Source organism: Nitrospinota bacterium, from assembly GCA_027619975.1.
In the GTDB taxonomy this organism is placed as follows: Bacteria; Nitrospinota; Nitrospinia; order Nitrospinales; family VA-1; genus JADFGI01.
On record JAQCGX010000017.1, the window covers coordinates 15901 to 41809 of the forward strand.

The following is a 25909-nucleotide window of genomic DNA, read 5'->3' on the forward strand; positions in this document are numbered from 1 at the left end:
CCAATAAATAATCTTCACCACCGTCGGGTTGTTCCTCCTCTTTAAAGAGGAAACGATGGACTGAATTTAGTCTTTCAAAAAAGCGCGTTTGAAATTTGTCAAATGCGTTTTTTTTCTTATCTCTATGGAAACCACAATTAACATAAAAGACGAGCACGAAAAAGTCCGCGAGCACTGCGGGCTGTTTCCTCTGGATGCATGGTGCCTGGTTCAGGCTACGGGTAAAGATATTTTCACCTATTTTCAGACCCAGACCACTAATAACGTCCTCCAACTGGAAGAAGGCCAAGGCCAGAACAGCGCCATCGTCGATCGCAAGGCCCGCCTCATCGCCTCCTTCTCCATACATCGCAACGGAGACCACTCGGTCATTTTTCTGCTGGAGTCTCAGCTTAAAGAAACATTTCTAAAACACCTTGACAGCTACCTTTTTCGTGAAGACGTTCATGTCCAACCTTTAAACGATAGCCTGCTCGCCTTACAGGGCCCCAAAAGCGCCCTGATACTCGAAAACCTTGTTCAAGAGATATCAGTGCCTGAAAAGCTAAACTCCATTGGCAGTTTTAACTATCAGGGAAATGATGTTGTTATTATCAACAAATCCCTGACCGGTGAGGAAGGATATATTCTCGCTTGTGATCCCTCTCAAAAGGAAAGTTTAATCGCAGGTTTTGAACAAGCTGATGACAAATGGGTTCCGGTATCTGTCAGCCCCGAGACCGTCGAGGTCCTCAGAATCGAAGCGGGCATTCCCCTGTTCAACAAAGATATCAGCGAAAAAAATATCCTCCCGGAAACAGGTCTGGAACATTCGTCTGTAAGTTATAACAAGGGTTGCTACATTGGTCAGGAGGTCATCGCCCGAATCAAAACTTATGGCGCTCCCAGTGTTGCCCTCATGGGACTGATTATAGAAGGAGATTCCCTGCCTCCCAGCGAGGGTGTCATCCTTTTAAAGAATAAAAAAATCGGCACTGTAAAAAGCTCGGCTTATTCCTTTTCCCTAAGCAAAAATATCGCGCTCGCTTACATTCAAAAGGAGCATAGAAGCCCCGACGTGGACATGGAAGTGACCATTGATGGACTCCCATTCAAGGTAAAAACCAGCTTGACGCCTTTTTACCAACCCCAGACCCGAAAAGACCACTCCATACGGATTATGGACCAGGCGTTAAAAATTTATAAAGAAAGTGACGATCTCGATCAACCGATCGCCCTTCTCCGGGAAGCCATTGATCTGGACCCAAAAAATGCCGCCGCTTATGAAGCCCTGGGGGTTTTTCTTTCCAGGCAGGACAAGCTGGACGAAGCCATTGCCCTGATGAAGCGACTGGTGGAAATCGATCCCACCGAAATCATGGCGCATTCCAATTTATCGATCTATTACATGAAGCAGGGTCGCATCGAAGATGCAGAGTTGGAAAAGGGCGAGGCCACAGCCATAGAATTTGAACGGCTCGTGGAGAATAATATGGCCAAAAAGAAAAAAGAAAAAATGGCCGCGCAAGAAAAGATCGAACGGGAAAGAATGGTCGGAATGTTTGAACAGGTTCTGGAAATCGACCCCGTAGATCAGGTTGCCAACTTCGGCCTGGGCTCCATTTATCTGGAAACGGGACAATACGAAAAAGCCTTGCCACCGCTACAAATTGTCATTCAGGAAAATAAGGATTACTCTGCGGCTTATCTGCTGTTGGGGAAAAATCTGGAAAAGTTGTCAAAAAACGAGGAAGCGATCGAAGTCTATCGGCAGGGAATCGCCGCCGCTTCTAAAAAGGGCGATCTCATGCCCTTAAAAGACATGCAAAGCCGCCTCAATCAGCTACTGCATTCGGACGACTGACTTTTTAAAAATCCCCACAAATCAAATCCAGGCAGGAAAACCCCCTTTTGCACCAAACTTGGCGTTATTGAAACCCCATGGTCTTTCAAAAACCAGAACTTAAGCAATAGTTTTTCCTCAACCGTTGTATAGGAATCCTCCCAGAACGTAATCGACCGGTGCTTCTCAAGCGCAGTCAAAAGATCTTCAGGGATCGTTAAGCGCTTCTTAGTGATAAACTCCTTCAATCCTTCACGGAGAAGAGGTTGCAGTTCCTTGCGACTGATCTTGATCAATTCAGATACGCTGGGAACCTGCTCGGCATGATATTCAAAAAACTTCAACTTGTAATATTGATGTATCGTTTCCAGACGAAAATAACAATGCAGGTTAACGACATTCTCCCCATAGATTTTAATCATGTATTGGCGAATAAGGGATTTTCCAGCCTGAAGGAGTAATTTATTCAACCGTCCACGTTCAAATAAATGAATACGAACCGTGCTCAAATGCTTGCAACATTGTGCCTCGATGGCTTCCTTAATCTTAGGGGATTGAGGTGGAATCCGGTACCAGTAAATTTCGTCCTGAGCCACCTGCAAGGCAAATTCAAAAGCTTCGGAAATCTGGTGGCTGTTGGACTTCTTGGCTTGCCTAGCGATTTGATAGGAGTTCTTGTGGGAAAATCCAAGATCAATTAATTGATCCTGAAATCCCTTACGGCGACCCATTAAATTTCCGCCACGTTCACGAATATGATCCTTGGCCTTATTCACCCCGCGCAATGCCAGACTGACGTCTCTGGGAGCTAAATTCAGTCCCAACTCTTGTGCGAAATTATGGATTTCCTCAAGGGTCTTATAGTTTAATTTATCAATATATAAAAATTTTTGAATGCTCGATTCTTGAAAATCACAACTCTCAAAAATTTGAATTTTTTTATATTTAACTTCTTCCCAATATTTTCTTGTTCCTTCCTTTTTCTTAAACTGAGCCTGGATTTCAGACTTCGCCTTAAAAAAGTAACTGCGAAGCAAAAACCATTTTATTTTAAGAGTCGACTCAAGAATCCATCGATATTTAGAAGTCAAAATATTAAGTTTGGGATCCTCCAGCAGTTCCACTTCTTCGGTTTCTAAAATATATTCTAAAAGTTCCAGATGTCTCTCTAGAAGAATGGGGTTGATCTGCTCAATAAATTTCCTGAAAATGGTTTTCCATCGATAGACTGCGAATTCTTGAATATCATTGCAATTTTTGGCATTTCTCTCGCGCAACTGGAGTTTAATGGACAAAATCCCGCCTTTTTCAATCTTCTCGAAAAGTTCGTCTCGAGCCACAATGTCCCGGATTTTGATTTGCTTTAACCGATTGATGACAGGGGGAATACTATTGGAGATCGCTAGATCAAACTCTTCGTAAGTTCGAATGGGAAGAAAATAGAGTTCTTGCAAAATCTTGCTGATTTTTTCCAGGGAAATATCAGTTGTGTTCGCAATTCTCTTATAGCTGTCAAAGTTCAGGGTTTTCGCTCCTGTCTGGCAGGCCCGAATATCTTTTAAGTAATTTCGTGCTTGTTTTAACTCATCCCTTTGAGAATAAGGATCATTAACTATGCTCAAAAACAAATGCTCTGCCCTTTGCAGCTCCCTTTGTGAGAGCAATTCCAGGCCTTGATTCAGGGGATCAAATATGAACATGGGGCATTAAACTCCGGCCTGCTTCTCATATTACCCTCGGGGGCCTTATTACGACCCAACACAAAAGTAAAGTGATGCAGACTAGGGATTCAAAAAAACTCCACCGAATGCGGGGCAGGCCCCAAAACCAAATATGCAAATAAAAGTTTTGGATAAAATCAGATAATCGGCTAAGCGATTCAATGGTGCCTGGTAATAAACGCCCGGTTGAGTCTAAAAAATTGATTGTCGAGTTTATTACGTGAACGGTTCCCGTACAAATTCGGGAATAGATGGGAACCATTCCCTTATAGTTCCTTTTAGATGCGTTTATTCAGGTTGGGGATTTCTTTAAAAAAAGAAATTGAACAAATTTCACAAGCGGTTTTAGGGGAAGGGTGAAAAGAGGCAAAAAAAAACCCAGAGACAGGCCGGTGACGGCTTGTCTCTGGGTTAATTCCTGCAATCAGAGAGCTTAGTATTTCAACTCATGCCACTGGGTGACACCTTTCTGACCGTTTCTTTCTTTATTCTGACCATTCCATACGGCCATCGCCATCGGGGTTTTACCCGATTTGAACTGCGTATCGTTCTCGTCACCGGTAGCCAAAGCACGCTTGAACACAACCGCCCAGCGGTTGTTGCTCCAGTTGCCGGCACCCATTACATCCTGATGCGCCTGGGTCGTCAATGTGCTGAACCCTTCTGCATTAAGATCTTCAACAGGAGATACTCTCATGCTGGCATCGGAAAGAATGTTGCCGGTTGCCCGACCAGTGTTATAAACACCCTCATTTTTGCCCATACCAAAGTCAACATAAGTGCTCCGCTTGGTGATGTCACCGGTTCCGGTTGTTTCGGACCCAGTTGCATTCCGTGCGGATTTACTGCCTGACTCATGCTTTGTGTCGATACCACCCAATTTTCCATCGGGTTCATATATGTAGTAACTACCAGAGCCCATGGCCATATTTCCATATTGGTCTTCCATATCAGCCATACCCGTATTTCCGGCAGATCCAGCGCCCTCTTTGTCCCAGGTCGCTTTCCATTGCCAGATGTTGACGCGTTCACCCTCTCCACCCATGGTGAAGGGAGGCTCTTCGCCAGCCTGATTCACAGGAAACATAACCGCCGCTTGGTCCTTATACTGCTGAGACTGAACCATGACGTCGTTTCTGGTAGCATCGGTCCATTCCAATCGAACAGCGATTTCCTTACCATTGTTCACAGCTTTCACGTTTACCCATTTTGTAGCCGGGTTCGGCCACATGGGATTGGTGATCATCTGTGGGTCGAGATCAATAACAAGATGCTTTCCCTTGGTAGGACCGTATTGAGACCAAAATGGGTCAGTCGGATCCGTGGGAATGTCGCCCTGTATTTTCAATGCCTGAATGGTTGTTGCACCCACATTGGATACAAACATTCCAAACAGAAAAAAGCTCATGAAAATTAATAATAATGGTTTCTTCGTATTCACAATCAATCCTCCTCGTTAGCAGATAGTTGAATCCTTGGACTTGACGAGAAGCTTCTACCTCGGCTCACATTCAGCAGGAGCATTAGCAATCAGATCGTTTTCCATACTATAAGATAATGATCGATATTCAGGCTCTTCAACCTTAACAGCCTGGACATCCAACAATGTCATTTCATTTTTAATGAAGATTGACAATATATCTATAATATCCTTATACAATCCACGTTCGGCTTTCCTGGCGGTAAAGATGCAAAGCAAGGGTGTCCAGCGTCCCAGATGGTTACGCAAAAACTTTTTCATGCTGCTTAGCAGAACCCCTACTTTCCGTTCTTCATGACCATGCTGTATTCCATAAGCAGTCCTAAAGCTCATGTAATACATGAAGGCCAATTCGATGGAAACATGATCGACTCGCTCTTTAGACTGATTTCTTGGCAATTCAAAACCAAAAGTTTCATAAAACCCACCCAGCTGAATCAACACGTCCGTTTGCGATTGAATGCCACCTTCTGTTCCATACTGCATTTCATATGGAGGGCATTCCATTGAAACAGCGTGTCCGAAAACATGGACATATTCTTTTTGCACTTGCGCGATGGTCATTTTCGGCAGGTATTTGCTGAATCCTTTAACAATGGATTCCACCTGCTTCCAATCATCCTCATCCACAATCACAATGTCCATCGCTTCCATCAAGGACTTGGGCCTGAAAAACTTTCGATTCCATGGGTAGCTTAAAGCACGTGACAAAATGTCATATGCTCTTCCCCGGGCAAGATGCAAAGAAATTCTCTGCTCCTTAAGCTCATCAAGAGTGCCCGTTTCACCCAGTTTTGCCAACATAGGATCAGTTGCTTGAACAATATCAACCATATCAATTCATCTCCAAATACCGCAGGTTACCGCCCCTTCGGGGCAGGGTTTGAGCCCTGCCCCGGAGTTGCCGGAAATACTCATACTTCAGTGTCCAATCGTTGAGCTTCGCCTTCGCTTCATACTCCTTAGATCGCGCCGGGATGCTCCTCGGGCCGTACATAGAAGGGCTCCTCAACCGTAACACGGATGATTTCTTTACCCTTCCTGTTAAACCCGATAACAGTATCGTTATACATCTCAAACTTCTTGCCGTGAATATTGGTCTCGAAAATCTTCGGACCGGGCTCACGTTTCCATTTGAAGATGATGCGCTGGGTCGTTCTGAAAAGTTGAAGCACTCCCAACAGATCCCGATCCGGAACCATGTACTGATCGATCGAATGATCGACGCCAGGTCCGAACATCTGCTGCGAGTAGGCCCTGGGAACGTGACGAGACGGTACATAGTAGCCGTTAGGCTCCGTTCCGAGCTGCGGGTACAACGGCAGTGCGACTTTACGATCCCGAATCAGATAATACTGTGGATTATCAGGATCATGCGCCCATTCGCCGTTGCTGCCGATTTTCACCAGGCCCTGCAAACGAATCTTGCCCACACAAGCCGCCATACAACGCGTTTCCATCTGATCACCCTCGGTCAAAGGATCCAATCCTTCGATTCGGGGGTAACAGGCGATGCACTTCTCGGAGATCCGGGTCGTGCCGCGAAACATCGGCTTTTTGTAAGGACACTGCTCAACACACTTCTTGTAACCACGGCATCGGGACTGATCGATCAGAACGATCCCGTCTTCCTGACGTTTGTAGATTGCCTTACGCGGGCAAGCTGCCAGACAGCCAGGATAGGTGCAGTGGTTGCAGATGCGCTGTAAATAGAAAAACCATATTTTATGCTCGGGCAATACCGATTTCACACCGTTGTCGCCGCCAAATGTTCCTTCGCGGGACTGGGTGAACTCACGGCCGTGAGCGGTGTCTTCTCCGAAGTTCGGGAAACGCCACTCTTCGTCCGTCGGTACGTAACCGACCGCCTGCTGATTCAAACCAATCTTGGCAGGCGCTTCAAAGATCGTTACTCCTTCGTATACGCCGTGGATCGCTTTGTTCGACGTCTTACGAACGTTCCATACGTTCTGACCGGGATTGGACTGCTCCAGCATCTTCAGAATCTTCCAGTCCCAGAACTGCGGGTAACCGCCGTAAGGTTTCGTTTCTACGTTGTTCCACCACATATACTCCTGGCCCTTGGAAAAGGTCCAGGTGGATTTGTGAGCCATGGTACAGGTCTGACAGGCGATACACCGATTCGTATTGAATACGAACGTAAACTGCTCTTTCGGATGTTTCTCCTCGTAGACATATGTAGCCATGCGACCCAATTGCCAGTTATAGACTTCAGGCATTATCATACCTCCTTAGCTTGCGTGTTAAGTTCCGTTAAATTTCCAACAATGCAGGGCGGGCCCACAAGGGCCCGCCCCCGTGACTAGATCTTCACGCGGATGTACTGTCCTGCCAGGTACATCTCTGCAAATCGGTCTTTCAACGGTGACTCAGGCGTATACCCGGTTCGTACGGGCTCCCAGAGTCCTTTACCATGTAATCCACCGTCCTCAGCTTTCGAGAATTTAACCAATGTCTCTTTCGGGACCGCGTTGACCGCGTGGTTGTCAGCCTCGTAACCGTGAAGGAACTTCATCTTGGATTTTGCCTTATGAAACAGACTGTCCGTCTGATGCATCGGCATCAACCAGGATCGGGTGATGGACTGTTGTCCACCGTACCTGAAGTTTGATTGATACGGCGTCGTCATTGACATCGCGCGTCCGTCAGGCCGTTCCTCATGTGCCTTGACGGTTCGCTCTGTACCAGTCCACGTCGCATGCTTCATCATGGTGGTGTGATACGGATATGCCGGGTTGTACTTGGCTCTCAGCATCAAACGTGCCACTTTGTACCTTGGATCTGAAGGTTTCCAACCCATGTACGGTCGATCCGCGGGATTCGCGTCACAATATACATAGTCACCATCATTGATTCCAAGATCCTTACACAGGAACGGATTCATGTGTACCTGCCACTCACCAACACCAGGAGATCGTTTATCCATTCGATAAGGATCGCCGAAGTTGTTGTTCCAGATCATGTTCCAGTCAGTCGTCGCCCATGACGAATGCGCGGTATGTCGGGATTTTGGAGTGACACAGTAGAAACGATAACCCTTCTCCCACAAGAAGTTTTTGGTCGTTCGTACGGAAGACCAGGGCTTCTTGATGTTGCGGACATGACGAAGATCCGGATCCTGCTCGTCTTCCGGAATCCCGTAATCATCCGGGCGGATGTAGGGGTTGGTTGAAACAATGACGTTCGGCAGGTAAGGCGTTGCTTCAGGGCCTTCTCTGTGAACGATGAAGTTTTCACCGAACTCGATCGCTTCCGGCTCATCGTTGTAGAACTGGATGCGGCCATTAGGCGTATAGAACGGTTTGGACTCCGTGTACATCTCCCAGAAGGGAGACCTAGGATAGGTCCGGAACAACAACAGACACGCACCCGGCTCGCCGTACTTGCCGTTGATGATGTCATCGATGTTGTAACCCATTCCTGTGGTAGACGTCGTGAACAAGCGACGGATCATCGCTTTCGTCCGGTTGGGAGCTTCACCCTCATATACTTTCATATGATCGGCGAAACGCTTGTCACCGGTAACTTCAGCCAATCGGCGAGAGAACTGGCGATGGATCAAGTTATCATCAATGGTGTCGAAAATCGGCTTGATGCCGGTTCCGCCCCAGATCTGATGAAACGGATTCGAACACGCGGATGTGATCTCGTAACTTTCGAACTCGGCCCATGAGTTCGGCGCGAGCACGATATCCGAGTACTCACAGGAACCCGTGAACTCGATGTCCTGAGCCACGATCATGTCTACGTTGTTGTTGGTGTTGAACACCAGCTCGTAGAACCACTTCGCGTTGTTGATGACGTTCACGTTAACGAACCATACCAGCTTCGTCGGTGTCGGCATATGGGTTCGACCCGTGAATACTTTTCGACCATACCGTGGGGTATTGACGATCAGCGCCTTATCACGATGCGCCCAGTAGCTGACTTCCTCACCCTTCAAATAACCCTTGACGTTCTTCCAGTCGATATTCTTGGAAGCGTCGAGGACTGTATTGAAAGGATCTTCCGCAACCATCGCTGCGAATCCGGGTCCCGACCAATGCGATCCCTGGTAGTTGCCGGCTTTGTAGTTACCTGCCCAGGTGTGAGACCCTGAACCCTTCGGTCCTACGTTACCAGTCAGCATCAGGGGCACATAAGACGCCCGGTTATGCATCGTTGCATGGAAGTAATGGTTGATACCCTCTCCGTAATGGATCTCGACAGGCTTGATCGTGCCTATGTCGCGAGCCAGACGCAGAATCAGGTCTTTAGGAGCATGACTGATCTGGTTTACAGTATCGATGTCATAGTCCTTCAGATGGACTTTATACATCTCGTAAAGAGGCATGACAGTGATCGTCTTGCCATTCACGAGTTTGATGTCATAAACACCGTCCAATGCAGGATCGATGTTCTTTTTTCTCATTTTAGCGCCGATGTCCTCGCGGGTGATCGCAACCGGTTTGTCGGTATTGATATCCCATACGGTGAAATCGGGCATCTTGTCGCGGTTGAAGTTCTTCATCCACTTGGTGGTGAAGCCATCCTTCGGCAACGGTTGAACCTTATAACCAGGAATGAAATCTTCTGGATGCAGGCGGATCAAGTTGTCCGTTCGTACCAGAAGAGGCATGTCGGTATAGTCTTTAACGTAATCTATATCGACCAGGCCTTCATCCATGATGATCTTAGCGACACCGAGGAAAATGGAGATGTCAGACAATCCAGCCCGTACCGGAACCCAGTAGTCAGCTTTCGTCGCAGGAGGATTGTACTCCGGCGCGATAGATACCAGCGTACCGCCGCGCTCCATGATCTCGGTGTACCAATGCGCTTCAGGCATCTTGTTCTCGATCAGATTCTTACCCCACTGAATGGTCAGCTTCGCATAACGATGATCCGCAAAGTCGATATCAGAGGTCTGCATACCATGCGTCCAGGAATGTCCCGGAGCCTGATCGCCATGCCAGGTGTAGTTGGACCATGCGCGTCCGCCCAATACCTTGCCGGGACCGCGACCACGAATGATCGAGTCCAGAAGAGCTACCTGATTGGCCAGACGGTAAACACCGTATTTACCGATAACGCCGAGAAGACCCATGCCGCCACGATACTTAAATGTACGCGGACCAGATCCACCCATGGCTTCGATCATTTCAGGCTGATAACCTTCGTTCTTCAGACGTTGAGCACCACGTACGCCACTGTAAGCCTTAGCAACCGCTACGTGACCCTTCGCCAGATACGTGAAGGTCTGATCCCAGGTCATGCGAACGAACTCGTCCGTGCCTCGGCTCGTGAACTTATATTTTTCCCGGTTCTCTTTGTCCAGATACGGAAAACCGTCGTCCGCCCACTGCTTCCAGCCCACGCGAATCATCGGATACTTGTTCCGATAAGGACCGTAAGCACGTCGGGGATACGTCATACCACGCAAACACATGCGGGGATTCCATGCCGCGTCGGCCTGGTTTCCATACAAATCACGCACCTTGTGATGATCGTAGTTCTGCTCGATCCGCATCAAAATGCCATTACGAACGAATCCACGAACACGACACTGATGGGTGTCATTCGGAGAACAGCAATAGGTAAAAGACCGCTCGTACTTATACTGATCGCGGTAAACTTCTTCCCAGCGCCGATCCGGATACGAATCCAGAGGATTGCCCACCTTGACTACGGGCTTCAACTGCGCTCCAACCTTCTTGCTTGATAACGCCATAGCTGTCGCTACACCAGCGCTCACCTGCAAGAATTTCCTTCTATTTAACCTCATAAATCTTGCCCTCCTTTTCGGTTATAATAATTAATAACCAATGGATCAAATGATTGAGCCAACTATCAACTCAAAACACACTTCCTAAAAAACCTAAAAACTTTCGTCCCCCCTTCTTAATATTTTTAAAGTTATACCCAAGACTGCTTACTCGCAACTAAACTTAGCAACAATACTTTCATCCGGCTCACCCTACGCCGGCTCTTAACTCATACACTTCAACACAACGATCACAGGCGCCATCCTTGCTTTCCCAATCCGGAAAATCAATCTGTATCGCCTCAATGACCATTTCATCACAAATACTCTCTGGATCATCCACCCAGTTATAGGTCGGAAATTTACAAAGCGGACAAGGCGAACCCTGAAGATGAATATAATCTCTCTCCTCCGCCCCCATTTCGCTCACTTCCACAAACTTACTCATCAAGGTGTCCAGATCGGTCGCCATCGACAGAAGCTCTTCGTGATTAAATTTCTCTGTAAGCCAAAGCCCTTCAAAAATCCCTTTTCTTTGTTTCTCAGGAATCTTCCTGTAAAAGTTATCGAACTCTCTAAACCTTGCCTGCTTGGACAAAACAGAAACGACCCCCATCCTTTCCAACCTGGAATCTACAAAAATATTCCACAGCAGACGAAACCGCGCGGTGATCATATTTTTCACAGACGGATTGCCGGGAATAAAGGCATCTTCATAGTCGAACTCAGGATCAACCATGTCTTTCGCATGCATGAACTCATGAATGAGAAAAGCGTTCAACTCTTGAGCTTCTTCAGGATTATTGAACCGACTGGCCAAAACCCGCATCTCGATAATAGGTTTGTTGGAGGTTCGGGATAAAACGTTGGACCCTTCATCCACTTTATTAATTGCCCTTTTAACGAAAACCGCTTGAATCCTCTCTTCAAATTCCCGAGCGAGATCATAAGTGACCTTGCCTTCATTCTCTTCTTGAACTTCAGAGACTGAAGACGGGTCAACTTCAACTAAATTCTCATCATTATTGGAGTCTGGGGTATTTGACGGGACTGCTTTATCGGTTTCTGAGGAAGGGGATTCTATGCTGGCTTGAGGGATGGCTGGAGTTTCGGAGACCGCTCTCTTTGCGGTGCGCTGTCTTTTGGGAATTAATCCCACCGCCTCCAAAGCCCGTAATACATGGTCACCCAATTTAATTTTCTCGACAAAGAAAATTCGGTTAACCTTTTCAAATGCTTCTTCTCGGTCGTCTTCAGGCAGTTCATATATTGGATCCGCGAGAGAATGATACTCATCGTAATCCGCACGATACCCTGAACGTTCGTGATGGTTCAGATACCGAAAGACGGCCTCTTCCATGAGCTGAGGACTATAGGTTACTTTCATACACCCTATTTCGTAATAATTGCAGTGAATAGCACTGGTTAACAGGGATTTCTTTTGCTTCTTCTAACCTAGATGACTCACGTTATATTTAATTTCCCTACAGTTGTCAAGAAAATACACTAAACTTTTTCGGGGGAAATCTGGGGGAAACTTTTGAATTTTCCCCGTTGACTTCCTGTTTTTTATTTCCTTGAGACAAACAATCCGAAAAAACCATCAATAAACTATTGAAACAAAATAAATTAATCAAACTAGAGTTCTTTACAAATCCTTACTTTCTGAAATTTAAAACGAATTATTCCGCAACAAGCACTTTGTTTACACATTTAACTACAATTGCAGTATTAAACATTTTGCACCCAGTTTCTGGAATATTTCCGCCTACTCCATTTGTAGGAAAAATACTTACTATTTAAATGGTTATGAACTGAGATCGCGTTATTTTTTGTCGATTGAGTCTTTCAACTTATCAATCTCTTGAATCGCCTTCATCAAATGTTCAGGGTCCCCCATTTCTTTTGCGATGGCCCTGGCTTTATCCAGATATTTATCCGCTGGATCTTTACGACTCACAATCATTTCCATGCGTGCCAACGTTAGGCAAAGCTGAATCTGGTTGCCCAGGCTTTTCGCCGCAGCAAAATTCTCACTGGCTTGATCGAAATAATTTTCGGCTTCATCAAATTGACCTTCTTTAAAACGCAAATTACCAATATAAGTTAAATCCTGCGCAGAGCCTACCTTATCGCCAATTTCTTCAGTCAATTTCAACGCCTTCAGATAGTTTTCTTCAGCTTTTCCTCTTTCTCCATTGCTAAAGCAAAGATTGCCCAGGTTACGGTAATCTTCCGCCAACTCTTTTTTATCACCAGTTTTTTTTGAGATATCAAAGGAAGCCTGAAATTTTTCCCGCGCTTTTTCTTTATAACCCCGGTCCATATTGTAATTCCCTAGTGCTCTGAGGTCGAAACAGGTTTCTCGCGAGTCATTCAACCCACTGGATTTTTCAAGGGCTTTTTCCAGATAATTTTCCTGTTTCTGCCGGTCCTTTTTCTCGCTGTATATATTGGCAAGATTCCTGGCATCGTAGCAGGCAGCGCGCAGGCTCTTAAGTTCCTCGGCAACTTCAAAGGCTTTCAAGGCATATTTTTCAGCCTGACCCCAGTTCTCTCTTTGCACGTAAAGGGTACACAGATTCCGGTTGTCTTCCCCCATTTCCGGCTTATTACCGTCTGCCGTATTCAATTCCAGAGCCTTCAAGTAATTCTGCTCGGCTCCGGCCCAATCCGTTCTCTGTAAGGACATATCCCCCAGGTTTCTATAATCGCTGACAACTCCCGAAGAGTTTCCCAGTTTTTGATTCAGCTTGATGGATTTCTTAACGGTTTTTTCTGCCAACTCGACCTTACCGAGCTTCATCAGAGCTTTGGCGCGATTTTGGTACAATTCAGGAAGACTCTGATACTCCTGTAAATTTTCCTTTATTTTTATGGCCTTAGAATAACTTTCCTCAGCTGACTTGGAATCGTTGCTCTCGAATTGAACATTCCCCAGGTTTGCCAGTGTCTCACCACACCCCGCTTCATCTTTTATTTTTTCCTGCAGAGAAACCACCTGATTAAAAATTTCAACCGCTTTTTCAAACTCCTGAGACAAATAATGAGCATTGCCCAACTCACCCATGAGGGCGATTTTCAATTTATCGTCTTTCTCGACTTCAGGCTTTTTCAGCTCTTCCTCGAGTTCCTTTTTCCGCCGGCTCAGGTATTCGGGTTGGCTCATGATGTAAAGTAGCTTTTCCTCGACCTGGGACACACTTTTTGAGTCCTTCATGGCATCGAACAAAGCGCTGGCACGGCTGAGATGAATTTCAGCTTCCTCCAAATTGCCTTTTTTAAGAAAGATGTCTCCTAAAACCTCGCACTCCTGAGCGATTCCCGGACGATTCTCCATCTTTTCCATAAGTTCGAGAGATCTCTGATGATTCTCCCTGGCGGCATCCCAATCTTTTTGCAGAGTTTTAACGTTGCCCAGATTGGAGTAACTCCGCGCTTCCCCTAAAACATCGCCCAACTCTTCCATAGTCTTCAGGGATTGGCTGTAATAATCCCAGGCGTTGTCCAAGTCCCTCTTGTGCAAACAAATATTTCCCATACTCCCCAATAAATAGGATTGCCGTCTTTTATCCTTCCCTTCCCGAATAAGATCCAAAGCTTTTTTGCAGTTTTCTTCGGCCAGATCAAAATTTTTGGAATCACCGGACAATCCGATTTGCAGGTAAGTGGTCGCCAGGTTTCCATAGCAAATCCCCGCCGAATGCTTGTCTCCCAGCTCCTCAAATATAGCAATGGAATATCGAGTCGTTTCCGCAACCTTGTCCATTCGGGCGCCTTTATAATATATCTCTTCCAGGTCCTGATATTTTTTCAGCAATTCACGCTTATCGCCTTTTTGGGCAACTTCTTTAATCTCAGAAAGCAATCCGCTTTCTCTGCTTTTCAGGTAGCCGGGATGCTTCTCAATGGAACCGGATTTTTCCTGCAATTGCAGGATTTTATCTTGGTCTTTCGTGCTATCCAGACAATCACAGGCCTTGGTGAAATAGTCCCTGGCGGAATCAAACGCCTCCCGTTGCAGGTGAACGTTGCCCAGATACTCATAATAAAGCCCCTGCCCCTGAGCATCTTTTTGCTGCACCATCAGATCTAACGCCTTCCTATAATTTTCTTCCGCCTTATCCAGGCTTCCCTGATAGAGGTAAACACTTCCCAGGTTGCCCAATGAACTTTCCATGCCTTTAACATCCGCCACCTTTTCCATCAATGCCAGGGATTTGGAATAGTAATCCTCTGCCATGTCGAGGCGTTGGTTCTGGAAACAGATGTTTCCCAGACTGCCCAACACGTAGGCCTGCCCTGTTTCGTCTCCAGATTTTCCCATCAAATTCAGAGCTTTCAGAAAATTAGATTCTGCTTCCTGAAGGTTATTATTTTCCAGGCTGGCATAAGCAAGCTTTTCAAATTCTTTTCCGTTATCCATTGGGTCCATCATCCTCTGAAATTTTTAAGGAACAAATCGCTCCCACCCCTCTGCCAAATCGAGGTGTGTTGAAACGCACGGTGGCGCAACAAAACAATATTTTGTTATTTTTTGATTACCCGGAATTATATTGGGAATGTCGGCAGGATGTCAACCCACGGAAATTCTTTGACAAATCAGCGTCTGGGCCAAAACCTTCCACCCAAACCAGAAGAACACCGGGGCCATTAAAAGATAAATTGATAGAATCCACCCTCAACAAGTCTGCATACGGCTTAAGCGTGGAGTTTAAGTTCAAATTGTGAGCGCTTTATTTTAAGCTGGATTCTATATACCCTGATTTATCATGTGGTTAGAAGCTGTTCGATCAATCAAAAAATCAACGAACTCCAACGAAAAATAAGCTTTCATGATAGTTCATTTTCAAAAATTTTTAAACGGTTAATTCAAACTATTAACATATAGCTTCAAACTGCCTGTATTACCACTGCCTGTTTGGGAGTTCAAACCCAATGTTTAACAGCGTGGTTTTCACGGGTTCTTAATTTATTTAAATTCAGGGCACCTCTAAAAATTAGTTTTTAAAAGGGAATTGAACATTGTAAAGAGTTTCTTAAATCAGTGGCACGGGCGACCTATCCTTAAATTTTATGCGGAAGTGCGGAATTTAATTCCGCCTTTCCAGCCCGTGCGAACAGGCTGGAAAGCCTGTCCCACTATAACAAAGACACTTCTTTGAATTGACGATATAAGAACATTTAGTCAGTTTTTAGAGGTGCCCTTCAGACTATCTCACCGTTTCGATGCCGGTGGCTAAATCCTCATCTTCATCGGGGCCCTTCACATTTCCATCCAAGCCCTTAATCCTTCGGATCATTCTCAGGCTACCCATGAGGTGCTCGTTGCATTTCAGGCAAATCCATCCTTCCCCCGAATAAATCCAGCATTCGTCCTCGACCCAGTCCTGAGCTTCCTCCTCACTGTCGCAAAACTCCCCATTTTGCAGGCAGTCTTTGGCCACTTGGGTCTGACAGCCCACAGAATATTGATTGTCCTGCTTAATGATAAAGTCTGGCACCTTCTCCTGCCTGTTTTCCTCATTCACAACCATTTCCCTTTAAAATGGAAACCAACGCGGCAATTATAAGTGATTTTAAAGATGGGAATTGTGCGGTAGCGGCAGGGTCAGGTATTTGCCGCGTTCGTGGTAGATTATTTTTTTATCTTCCAAATCATGAAGCGCTTGGGCGACAGCCTCCTCCTCAACATTATCAGGCGCGGATTTCTCCTTCACATGCGCCTGTATTTTTTCAAGGGACATGGGCTTCTCATTGCAATAAGACAGTATCCACGCCGGAATTCCCTCAAAACGCGTTTTGGTGGATTCGTTCACCGACCGGCCATCGTACACAGTCACAAAATCCAGCGATTTGGTAAAAAACAGAAACGGAACTTGCTCCGATTCATGGCGGCTCCGCCACTCCGCGACGGTTTCCTTCAATTTTTGACTCATTTGCGGGCTGACCTGATTTTCCGCTTCAAACTCGAAATCGTAAGCGATTTTCATCAGGTCCATTTTATTGGCATCGTATACATACGGATAAGCTTCGCTGGGGCCTTTAATCGTAACGCCGTAATCACCAGGGCGGGTAAAATACGGACTGAACCGCTCCAGCCAGAGGTCGCCGACGCCAATCGGCGGTTGCAGATGCGTCAACGATTGGAGGATGTCGATCTGGCCCTGGTAATCGGCATCGATCTCGCCGGGAAACCCGGTCAGAATGTTCCAGGTCACATCGACGCCGTAATACAGCGCCCACTTCAGGAAAAAAATGTTCTGCATCGGGCGCACGCCCTTGTCCATGTCGTTTAACTGATTGGCGCTGAAGCTTTCAATTCCCGGCTGGATCACGTTGACGCCGCCCAGGGCCAGGGTTTTGATCTGCTGTTTGTTCAGGTTGCTCTTCACCTCAATAAAAAACTGCAGGTCGTAATTTTCTTTGGCAAATTCCTGGAACACTCCGTCGATATAGCTCAACTCCAGAATATTGTCCACCAGCCGAAACCGAAAGGTATCATAACGTTTGGATAGCTCCGAGATGTCCGCATGGACTTGCTCAATGCTCCTGGCTCTGAATTTCATGGTGGAGGCATTCAGTCCGCAAAAAGTACAGTGATGCTTCTCACCCCACCAGCAACCCCGGGCCGTTTCGTAAAGGATGATGGGGTTTTCCAGCAGAGGGGATGCGGGATCGATGCTTCGCAATTGCTCGAAGTAGTCTTCATAATCCGGCGGACCGTATTCTTCAAAGCCCTTAAACATTTCGGTGCTCTCACGGTAATGCACTTCTCCATCCCGGCGATACACGACACCGGCGGGAATCTCGCCGCCGTTTTGCATGGCTTGCATCAATTGCGGCAAAACCGGCTCCGCTTCGCCCTGCACCACATAATCGATCCAATCAAAAGCGCGAAAATATTCCAGCCCCATCTCGGAATCGAAATTCGAGCCACCGAACAAAATTTTAATATCAGGATATTTTTCTTTGATCCCTTTGGCCAACGTCACACTGGCCAGGTTCTGATTGAAGGTGGACGTGAACCCCACGGCGGAATATTGCCCCCAATCCACCGACTCCACTGCCCAGTTTAAAAACTCCGGGACCATTTTTTCTTTCACGTCCAACAAAAATTGCGCGGGCCGGTCGATGGATTGACAGACATCCTGAACATACCCGCCAAAAGTTTCCATATATTCCTGGTTTTTCTCGGAATCCCCGAACAGGGAGTGAGAAAACAGCCACTCGCCGATCAGCAGTCTTTTTTCGCAAAGTTCGTTGTATACGGGGAGTCCCAGCTGATTGGCGAATTGCAGGTTGAGGTAGAAACTGGTGACTTCGTGCCCATGACTCTTGAGCAGGGTGGAAAGCGTCCCCAGTTGAATCGAGGGATAGATATGGAAGCCAAACGGCATGTTTACTAAAGCGGTTCGAAACGGCATGCTTGAATTTTAGCAAGTCAGGGAAAACAAATCACAATAAAATGGAGTTTTTAAATTTAATTATCTGCTAAAGGCTTCGCCATGCGAATATTTCCTGTCATTCAATCAGAAACAACACACAAGGTATCAATTGACAGGCCGGGGAAAGCCTTTCTATAATCGGTCCATCCTGAATACTAATCTGCACAAGGTCGTCATCAAATGTATGATAAAGAAAAGTTTCTCTCTGCCCTCAAAAGACCGGGTTCTATCCTTTTCCCAATCAATCAGAGCTTCGTGGAAGCTTTTGAAGATAAATTTCCGCAGTTGAAGAACGTTCAAATCGACGGGGCCACCTACTGGTTTGAAAACGACCAACCGGGCGTCGCCAACACCCGCATTAAAGTCTATCCCACGGGACACATGGCGTTTTACAACCTGGAAGGAAGACGCTTTTTCACTGCAGACCCAGGCGGAGAACCGCTCAACGAATGCGAATGGGCCACAGCCGGAGCCTTGGGAGAAACAAGGCTTGTCCATGCCCGCATGCAACTCGACTGCCAACAATGGATCGGCATCAAGCCCAGGGCGAAAACTTTCAGCACCGTCATCGACATCAAAGGGCAAGACGGATGGGAAACTCTGTCGCTGGACGACCTCCGGAAAAAAGCCGCCGAAGCCTGGCGCGTGCCCTTCTCGGAAGTAAAGTATTTTTATTCAGATGAAAACATGATCCCCAAGGGCGACGGCAAGTACGACATCCACCTCACCAAGGACGGCCTTTATGCCTTAAACGACGGCGCATTCGACAAAACCCTGTTCATCAGTTTCATGTTCACAGTCAATTGGGCCAGGCTGGATCTCATCCCTGTGGTCGAATTATTTCAGTCAACCCTGCCGGGCAGTGGCGGGGCGACGTTTGAACTCATTTGGGGGCTTTATGAAGACCAGTCCCGCGAGCAGGATTTAGGACCGTTGCGTTACCGGGGGCTTCCCACCTACCCTTCCAAGGAAGCGTTCAATATTTTTTCCGCATTTTTCATGCCCGAAGGCCCCGAGGGCAAGGACATCATGAAGGTGTTCACCGACCCCGACCGCTCGCACCAGATCACCTGGACACCCAAAGCCAATCCGCCCTGGCGCTATTTCAGCCAAAGCCATAAACTCACGTTAACGGTTCAGGATAAATTTTTATACAAGGTGACGGTACATAACGATCCGTTAGCCGTTCCTTTTGTCAATTGTTTCCGGGGCGCCAAACCTTCCTGCCAGCGCGAACTGCAAGTGACCCATAATTCATTCATATTGGTTGAGGGGGAACTGGGCCGGGAAATTCCGTTCGAGCCGCTATGGGGAATCCTTCCGCAAACGGAACCCTCTAAACCCCCGACTAAATTTCCCTTTGGCTGGAAGTGGTTTTTTAATAACTTCCCACCAACCGTAGACCCGGTCAAAGTCCTGTACACGGTGCCCTTTTACCCCGAGGGAGCCACGGCGATCGACGAAGCCGCTCTCCAACCGATGGTTCTCGACCAGATGTTTTATTATCTGGAAATGTCGCCGGCGATGCCGTCGAAACTGGAAAAAATCGACAAGGTACTGATTCACACTTTCGATACCGTACTCGCCGGTTGCATCGATTGCACCCGCGACCGGCAATACACCGTGCTGTTCAGCGACTCGGAATTCAGCCAGAAAAACGCCTGCCTGCTGTGGAACTACGCGGCCTCCCGCAATCAACTGCACAACCTGAGCAAGGTGTCTTTTCTGCCGGAACGGGAACACGTGATCGATGTCTATAAGGAAAAATACGGCCTGATATTCAAGTGGATTCCCTTCATGTATTTTCAAGACCGCGAGGCCTGCCAAAGCATGCTGCAAAGTGCGGTCGAGGCGCTGCAGCCTGAAGGCATCCTGTTTCTGGTCGGCCCCAAGCCCATTCAAGGACTGTTCGACCACTACGGAATGGAATGTTTATACAACGACCCGGTCATGAACATGCCCTTTTATCGTCAGCATTTGAAGATGTGCCCGGAGAACCAGGTGAACCCGGACTTGACGGTCTTCCTGCTTGAGAAAAAACAGATGCAACTTGAGGAAGAGACGCCCCCTCCCCCACCGGTGGAAACAAAAGAGGGCCTGCCACAACCCAATTTGCGCGGCTTTCGGCGGAATTAAGTTCTAATAATTTTAAACTCGTTTTAGGGAATTTGTAATTTTCCTTGACTTATGGACCAATCGGTCCCATAATAAACCCATCATGAATATCGGACGCCCCAGAGAATTTGATTCGGACCAGGCGCTTCAGGCCGCCATGCAGGTGTTCTGGAGCAAGGGCTACGAGGCCACTTCCTTAGCCGACCTCATCACTGCGATGAATATTTCCAAGAGCAGTTTTTATCAAACCTTCGAAAACAAGCATCAGCTTTTCCAGAACTGCATTAATTATTATCAGGATCGTTTCATTAGTGATTTGATCGACTCTCTTAAAAAAGCCAAAACGGGCCGCACCTTCATTGAAGATACCTTTATGTCGATGGCGGAAAAAGCCAGGCCTAAAAGCGACCGCCGGGGATGCCTGATATTAAACTGCGTCAGTGAGTTTGCGCAAAAAGATCCGGTCATCTCCAAAATAATCACAAAAAGCATCCAACAAATGACCGATGTGTTTTTGTCAGCTGTGAAACGCGCTCAGCAAGAAGGGGGCATACCAGCCAATAAAAAACCGCTTCCTCTGGCCCGCTATTTATTGAGCAGTATGAACGGTCTGACAACGATGATTAAAGCCGGTGCGGGCACAACCGAAATTAAAGAAGTGACCCAGGTTGTCCTGGCGGCCCTGGATTAAAATTTTATTCCTGATTTTGAACTGGTTGGTTCAAATTCATCAATGCTCTCAACTGAAAGGAGATAAAGTCATGCCTCTCGCTCAAATTAAAGGAATCAGTGGATTATTAAGCCTTGAGCAAAAGCAGGAAATTATCAAGAAAGTCACTGATGCCATCGTATCTGTGGCGGGCGAAGGCCTGCGTCCCATCACCTGGGTCATCCTTGAAGATGTCAATTCTGGCGAATGGGGCGTCGGCGGAACCCCGGTGACCACCCGAGGGGTGCAGGAATTGGCCAAAATGAAAAAATAGCCCTGGTAACGGACGCCAACAGAGGAATTGGCCGCGCCCTTGTCACCACTGGCGACTGCGGGGAAATACTGCCGACTTCAGCTGTCCGACTTTCCGTTTTTATTATTTTTTCCTTAATTGAATCTATTCATGGAGGCTATCGTGAAAAAACTGCTCGTTCTGTTCCTGGTTTTTGGCATCACCTCGATTGCAAATGCAGGAGTTCACACTCAAATTATCCAGTACGAATCCGGCGGAACCCAGTTGACGGGGTTTCTGGCCTATGACGACAGCATCAAAGGCAAGCGCCCCGGTATTCTCGTCGTCCACGAATGGTGGGGACACAATAAACACGCCCGGCAACGGGCGCAAATGCTGGCGCGGCTGGGTTACACCGCCTTCGCGCTCGACATGTACGGCGAAGGCAAGCTGGCGGATCATCCGGAAAAAGCCGGCGAGTTCATGACTGCGGCGTTCACCAACTGGGAAGCCTCGCAAGCCAAATTCAGGGAAGCCAAAAAGTTTCTGCAGGCGCATGAGACTGTCGATGCCGAGCAAATAGGAGCCATCGGGTTCTGCTTCGGTGGAGCCGTCTCGATACGCATGGCGCGCGGTGGTGAGGATCTCAAAGGCATCGTCGCTTTTCACAGCGCCCTGCCCGACCAACCCAAAATGGAAAAGAATAAAGTGACCGCCGCCATTCTGGTGATCAACGGAGCCGAAGATGCTTTTCTGAAATCCGACACCGTAGCGTCTTTCACTAAAGAAATGGTCGAGGCCAATGTCGATTTCACCTACAAGAGCTTAAAAGGGGTTCGGCACAGTTACACCAACCCCCAGGCCGATGAATTCAGCCAAAAGTTCAATCTGCCCGCTTTGAAGTATGACCAGGCGGCGGACAAACAATCATGGAAAATGATGGACCAGTTTTTTAAACGTGTGTTTGGAAAATGAGAGGAAACCACAGAGGAAAGTTTTCACCGCAAAGACGCAGAGGACGCAAAGAAAACTAAAACCATTAGACAGGATTAACAGGATGAAAAACAAACTCCCCCTTTCATAAAGGGGAGGGTGGCTAATGCCAGCAACGAATACCGATACGGAAAAAACAAAATTAACCAAGCAATCCGCTAACCTATTTGGAAGGACTTCTATGGACACCTTTGACGCTATTTACAAGCGCCGCGCCATCAAACAATACGATCCAAAGCACCAACTATCCAAAGAGGAAGAAACCAAACTTCTGGAAGCCGCCATTCAAGCGCCGACCAGTTTCAACATCCAGCACTGGCGGTTCGTGATACTGCGCGATGCGGAACTCAGGCAGAAAATCCGCAAGGAGTTTGGCAACGATCAGGCGCAGATGACCGACGCTTCGCTACTCATCCTGATGACGGCGGATACCAAAGCCTGGCAGAAGAACCCCGAACGCTATTGGCAGAATGCTCCCAAAGAAATCAACGACCTTCTGGTCAACTGGATGAAACCCTTCCATGAAGGCAGGGAATGGTTACAGCGCGACGAAGCCCAGCGCTCGATCGGCATGGCCATGCAGACTTTGATGCTGGCCGCCAAGTCGATGGGTTACGATTCCTGCCCGATGATCGGCTTCGACATCGAAAAAGTTGCAGCACTCATCAACCTGCCCGACGATCATGTGATGGGCGCGATGGTCGCCATCGGCAAGGGAACCAAAGCCCCGTGGCCCAAGCCCGGCCAGTTACCGCTCAGCGAGGTGGTGGTAGAGAATAGGTTTTAAAAGGGGGGAATTTTGCTCCCCCTTCTGTGAAGGGGGCTGGGGGGATTTTCATCCTGCCAAGCCTTACAAATCCCCTCACATAGGGAGAAATCACATCATCACTCCGGAGGCGAGTTTCCGACTGATGGTAGGATCGTTTTTGACGTAGAGTTGCGGCAGGTCGTTGGTGCCGAAATGGGTGATGTACAGGAACACATGCTCGCGGGCGTTGATTCGCATCGCCCAGGGATCGAAATCGTTTTTGTAAAAATCCTCGTAGCGGGCCATGGCTTCTTCCGTGGTCTGGCCGGATTCCGGCGTGTAGTAAAAATCCAGCGCCAGGTCGTGCTCGGGGTTGGAATGCACCTTGATGCCAAATGTTTCGGTTTCATGCATGACCGGCGCGTTGTTGTAGAGCACGAAAAAGTACATCTCGACAGATGGAATCTTGTCCTGATGCTGGAGCAGAAACTGCCGCGTGTCCTCCGCTTCTTCCGGCGTTTCGCTGGGGAAGCCGTAAAAACCCATAACGTGGCTCCAGATACCGACGCGCTTGGCTTCGGTCAGGTTCTTGATCGCCACTTTGATATTCGTGTCTTTTTTGACCAGCCGTATAATGCGCTCGTTCGCCGATTCCAGCCCGAAATAAAGGGATCGGCATCCGGCTTTGGCCGCCATGTCCCACATTTCCGGTTCCAGCAAACTCGCTTCAAAGCGGATCAACGTCGTCCAGTAAATATCAAGCCCCGCCTCGATCATCATCGGCGGCAGTTTGACGAACAGCGCCGGCGGGAACGATTCATCGGTGAACATAAAATGCCTGGCGTTGTATTTTTCCTTCAACTGCTTCAATTCATCGACGATCTGGTCGGCATGTTTGGCGCGAAATTGATCGATGTAACCCGCACCGTGATCGCAGAAGGTGCATTTGCCCCAGTAACAGCCGCGCGTTCCCAGATATGGCACCAGTTTTTCCGGCGAAAAATATTTCTCCCAGGGGATGCCGTCAAAATCAGGAATGGGCAGTTCATTCACCCGCTCCTGATACAATTCATTGACCCGGACCAAACCGGACTCGTCTTTATAGACTAAATTGGGTACTTCAGAAATCTTGCGCTTACCGTCCAGCGCTTCCACCAGCCAAACTAAAGCATGCTCGCCTTCATAGGTGATCATGGAATCGAACGCGTTGCCCCAGAATTTATCCTGTTTGGGCAATTCGTTTTTGAGCCTCGTGATGACGTTGCCGCCGACGGTGACATGAATGTGGGGATATTTTTCCTTAATCAGGGTGCCGAAGGTGATGCCGGACATGAGCTGAACCGGCGTGCCGATAGAGATGCCGATGATGTCCGGCTTTTCATCCTCTATGTGTTTGAAGACCAGTTGACGGCAGACATCGGCGTACACGTTGACCTTATCATCATGCGGAGCTTTGAGGAGGTCTTCTGATACCCAGGGCCGATACACGTTGAGGTTGCTTTCCACCGGGTAAAAATTGACGCTGGCGGGGAAATACGAAACCGAGATATATTCCATCACTTCCCGGAAGGCGTTCAAGGCCCATTCGGCCTTGTCCACTTCATAAAATTCCTCAGACCGCATGATGACTTTCGCCCGCTCCACCTTGCGGATGTGGTGGTCCAGGTCGAGCTTGGTATAGTATTTCATCATCTCCAGGACTTCTAAATCTTCCTGGCTGGCGGTGCCATCCCATTGCTGTACTTTTAGTTCTTTTTTCCGCTGGTTGATCCGGTCGCGGGTGAATTCCAGGTATTCGCGGGTGAAGAAATGGTCGTACATTTCGACATTGATATCTTTCTGCACCACCTCAATGCCGTTCTGCCTGAGCACCGCCGTCAGGCTCGGGAGAGCCAGGTACGGAGCCGTGGGCACCCATTCGGGCGGAAAAAGCAACATGACCTTCTTCATAAAATCATCTTTCTAAAATTAAGTGAAAGGCTTCTTTTCCAGCCACTCTAGCCTGCTATAATAACAATGGTATCATATCAACCTGGGGCGGAAAACATTGTAAAAACCTCCCTGAAACCACATCTTCGGAATTCCTAACTAGACACGTGGAATCCACGGGGAACTCAGCCAGGCGGATTCCATTGATTTTTCTGGGATTCAGTTTGCGATGATGATACCATGGTGGTATTCGAAAAACCACTTGATCTGTTTAACCTTACCCTAGGGAAACGGGGCCGCATCAGGAGCCGGACAGCAATCTTTAGGGTAGTATTAGACTTGAGAACATATTTCCGGGAGTTAATTTTTTATCATGTCAGAGCATGAAACAAACGCCGAGAACAAAGCCAAAATCCTTCTGGATGAAGCAAATTTAACATTTTGTGAAACGACTGAACGTAAAGACACCCCCAATAACAGAACGCTGGACGGATCCCCCTGGGATCAGGGAAAAATGGACGGGGAATTTGACGAAGAAGATTATAATAAGATTCTGGAGTTGCAGTTGCAGGCCGCAGTGATTTGCGATGAGCACCCTGAGCTTGAGGAAAAAACCGGGGAAATGTTTCAAACAGTCACCGCTGAAAATGCGGATGAAGTGTTGAAGCAGATCATGGAGGAACCCGATTTGCGCGACCTGGCAAAAATCGCCGTCATCATATTCCTGCTGCGTTTTCCATCCGTGCAGTCGTTTGTCAACAAGGGGCATCCACTGGTATTGGCGATGGATGAGTACATGCTGGAAAACGCCAACGCGCAAAACTGGCAGGATTATGTAAATATCGCCGAAGAATTCGGTTGGTCCGTTAAGGCTTAACAATAAGGATTAAAGGTTGTCACCCTTAATATTTTCCTTAAATTAACCTTGCCGTAAGGCGCAATATACTT

Annotated in this window: 17 protein-coding genes; 7 read left to right on the forward strand and 10 right to left on the reverse strand. The window is 47.5% G+C overall.

The genetic code is table 11. From position 1 onward, the window contains the following. The first annotated feature begins 124 nt into the window (after positions 1–124). Positions 125–1843 carry a tetratricopeptide repeat protein gene (locus O3C58_07645; protein ID MDA0691725.1) on the forward strand — a complete coding sequence of 573 codons (1719 nt, stop codon included), beginning with the start codon at positions 125–127 and terminating at the stop codon, positions 1841–1843. Here the strand turns inward: O3C58_07645 and O3C58_07650 are convergent. The 9 genes from O3C58_07650 to O3C58_07690 form a co-directional block, all read right to left on the reverse strand. Next, positions 1819–3522: a hypothetical protein gene (locus O3C58_07650; GenBank protein ID MDA0691726.1), complete on the reverse strand. Its 1704-nt coding sequence runs from the start codon at positions 3520–3522 to the stop codon at positions 1819–1821. The genes O3C58_07645 and O3C58_07650 overlap by 25 nt on opposite strands. Before the next feature lie 454 nt (positions 3523–3976). Next, positions 3977–4984, reverse strand: a complete 1008-nt coding sequence (locus O3C58_07655; protein MDA0691727.1) for an ethylbenzene dehydrogenase-related protein — start codon at positions 4982–4984, stop codon at positions 3977–3979. A gap of 54 nt (positions 4985–5038) precedes the next feature. Beyond that, positions 5039–5857, reverse strand: a complete 819-nt coding sequence (locus O3C58_07660; protein ID MDA0691728.1) for a molecular chaperone TorD family protein — start codon at positions 5855–5857, stop codon at positions 5039–5041. 128 nt (positions 5858–5985) lie between these two features. Continuing rightward, positions 5986–7263, reverse strand: coding sequence for a nitrate oxidoreductase subunit beta (locus O3C58_07665; GenBank protein MDA0691729.1), 1278 nt, complete (start codon positions 7261–7263; stop codon positions 5986–5988). A gap of 83 nt (positions 7264–7346) precedes the next feature. Next, positions 7347–10778, reverse strand: a complete 3432-nt coding sequence (locus tag O3C58_07670) for a molybdopterin-dependent oxidoreductase (protein ID MDA0691730.1) — start codon at positions 10776–10778, stop codon at positions 7347–7349. A 217-nt stretch (positions 10779–10995) separates the two neighbouring features. Then, a complete protein-coding gene (locus O3C58_07675; protein MDA0691731.1) occupies positions 10996–12174 on the reverse strand; it encodes a hypothetical protein in 1179 nt (392 codons plus the stop codon). A gap of 438 nt (positions 12175–12612) precedes the next feature. Continuing rightward, positions 12613–15213 carry a tetratricopeptide repeat protein gene (locus tag O3C58_07680; protein MDA0691732.1) on the reverse strand — a complete coding sequence of 867 codons (2601 nt, stop codon included), beginning with the start codon at positions 15211–15213 and terminating at the stop codon, positions 12613–12615. A 787-nt stretch (positions 15214–16000) separates the two neighbouring features. Further along, complete coding sequence (locus O3C58_07685; protein MDA0691733.1) at positions 16001–16318, reverse strand: hypothetical protein; 318 nt, start codon at positions 16316–16318, stop codon at positions 16001–16003. A gap of 48 nt (positions 16319–16366) precedes the next feature. After that, entirely contained in the window at positions 16367–18214 is a 1848-nt protein-coding gene (locus tag O3C58_07690; protein MDA0691734.1) for a RiPP maturation radical SAM C-methyltransferase, read from the reverse strand. Between the two features lie 201 nt (positions 18215–18415). Here O3C58_07690 and O3C58_07695 point away from each other — a divergent pair, with 201 nt between their 5' ends. The 5 genes from O3C58_07695 (at position 18416) to O3C58_07715 (ending at position 23071) form a co-directional block, all read left to right on the forward strand. Then, the gene (locus tag O3C58_07695; GenBank protein MDA0691735.1) at positions 18416–20371 is read left to right on the forward strand and encodes a hypothetical protein; all 1956 of its coding nucleotides are present in this window, start codon (positions 18416–18418) and stop codon (positions 20369–20371) included. Positions 20372–20453: 82 nt separating this feature from the next. Continuing rightward, positions 20454–21041 (forward strand): TetR/AcrR family transcriptional regulator, encoded by a 588-nt coding sequence (locus O3C58_07700; protein ID MDA0691736.1) that lies wholly within the window; start codon positions 20454–20456, stop codon positions 21039–21041. A 70-nt stretch (positions 21042–21111) separates the two neighbouring features. Beyond that, positions 21112–21333: a 4-oxalocrotonate tautomerase family protein gene (locus tag O3C58_07705; GenBank protein MDA0691737.1), complete on the forward strand. Its 222-nt coding sequence runs from the start codon at positions 21112–21114 to the stop codon at positions 21331–21333. Positions 21334–21474: 141 nt separating this feature from the next. Further along, positions 21475–22266 carry a dienelactone hydrolase family protein gene (locus O3C58_07710; protein ID MDA0691738.1) on the forward strand — a complete coding sequence of 264 codons (792 nt, stop codon included), beginning with the start codon at positions 21475–21477 and terminating at the stop codon, positions 22264–22266. 199 nt (positions 22267–22465) lie between these two features. Next, entirely contained in the window at positions 22466–23071 is a 606-nt protein-coding gene (locus O3C58_07715) for a nitroreductase family protein (protein ID MDA0691739.1), read from the forward strand. Between the two features lie 90 nt (positions 23072–23161). Here O3C58_07715 and O3C58_07720 read toward each other — a convergent pair whose 3' ends face one another. Continuing rightward, positions 23162–24982 (reverse strand): radical SAM protein, encoded by a 1821-nt coding sequence (locus O3C58_07720; GenBank protein MDA0691740.1) that lies wholly within the window; start codon positions 24980–24982, stop codon positions 23162–23164. A gap of 352 nt (positions 24983–25334) precedes the next feature. Between O3C58_07720 and O3C58_07725 the strand changes: the two genes are divergently transcribed. Further along, positions 25335–25838, forward strand: coding sequence for a hypothetical protein (locus O3C58_07725; GenBank protein ID MDA0691741.1), 504 nt, complete (start codon positions 25335–25337; stop codon positions 25836–25838). Positions 25839–25909 lie beyond the last annotated feature (71 nt).

Excerpts from the sequence above, each read along its gene's own strand:
- O3C58_07645 (MDA0691725.1), top strand. The coding sequence starts at position 125 with ATGGAAACCACAATTAACATAAAAGACGAGCACGAAAAAGTCCGCGAG.
- O3C58_07650 (MDA0691726.1), bottom strand. The coding sequence starts at position 3,522 with ATGTTCATATTTGATCCCCTGAATCAAGGCCTGGAATTGCTCTCACAA.
- O3C58_07660 (MDA0691728.1), bottom strand. The coding sequence starts at position 5,857 with ATGGTTGATATTGTTCAAGCAACTGATCCTATGTTGGCAAAACTGGGT.
- O3C58_07665 (MDA0691729.1), bottom strand. The coding sequence starts at position 7,263 with ATGCCTGAAGTCTATAACTGGCAATTGGGTCGCATGGCTACATATGTC.
- O3C58_07675 (MDA0691731.1), bottom strand. The coding sequence starts at position 12,174 with ATGAAAGTAACCTATAGTCCTCAGCTCATGGAAGAGGCCGTCTTTCGG.
- O3C58_07680 (MDA0691732.1), bottom strand. The coding sequence starts at position 15,213 with ATGGATAACGGAAAAGAATTTGAAAAGCTTGCTTATGCCAGCCTGGAA.
- O3C58_07690 (MDA0691734.1), bottom strand. The coding sequence starts at position 18,214 with ATGCCGTTTCGAACCGCTTTAGTAAACATGCCGTTTGGCTTCCATATC.
- O3C58_07695 (MDA0691735.1), top strand. The coding sequence starts at position 18,416 with ATGTATGATAAAGAAAAGTTTCTCTCTGCCCTCAAAAGACCGGGTTCT.
- O3C58_07700 (MDA0691736.1), top strand. The coding sequence starts at position 20,454 with ATGAATATCGGACGCCCCAGAGAATTTGATTCGGACCAGGCGCTTCAG.
- O3C58_07705 (MDA0691737.1), top strand. The coding sequence starts at position 21,112 with ATGCCTCTCGCTCAAATTAAAGGAATCAGTGGATTATTAAGCCTTGAG.
- O3C58_07715 (MDA0691739.1), top strand. The coding sequence starts at position 22,466 with ATGGACACCTTTGACGCTATTTACAAGCGCCGCGCCATCAAACAATAC.
- O3C58_07720 (MDA0691740.1), bottom strand. The coding sequence starts at position 24,982 with ATGAAGAAGGTCATGTTGCTTTTTCCGCCCGAATGGGTGCCCACGGCT.
- O3C58_07725 (MDA0691741.1), top strand. The coding sequence starts at position 25,335 with ATGTCAGAGCATGAAACAAACGCCGAGAACAAAGCCAAAATCCTTCTG.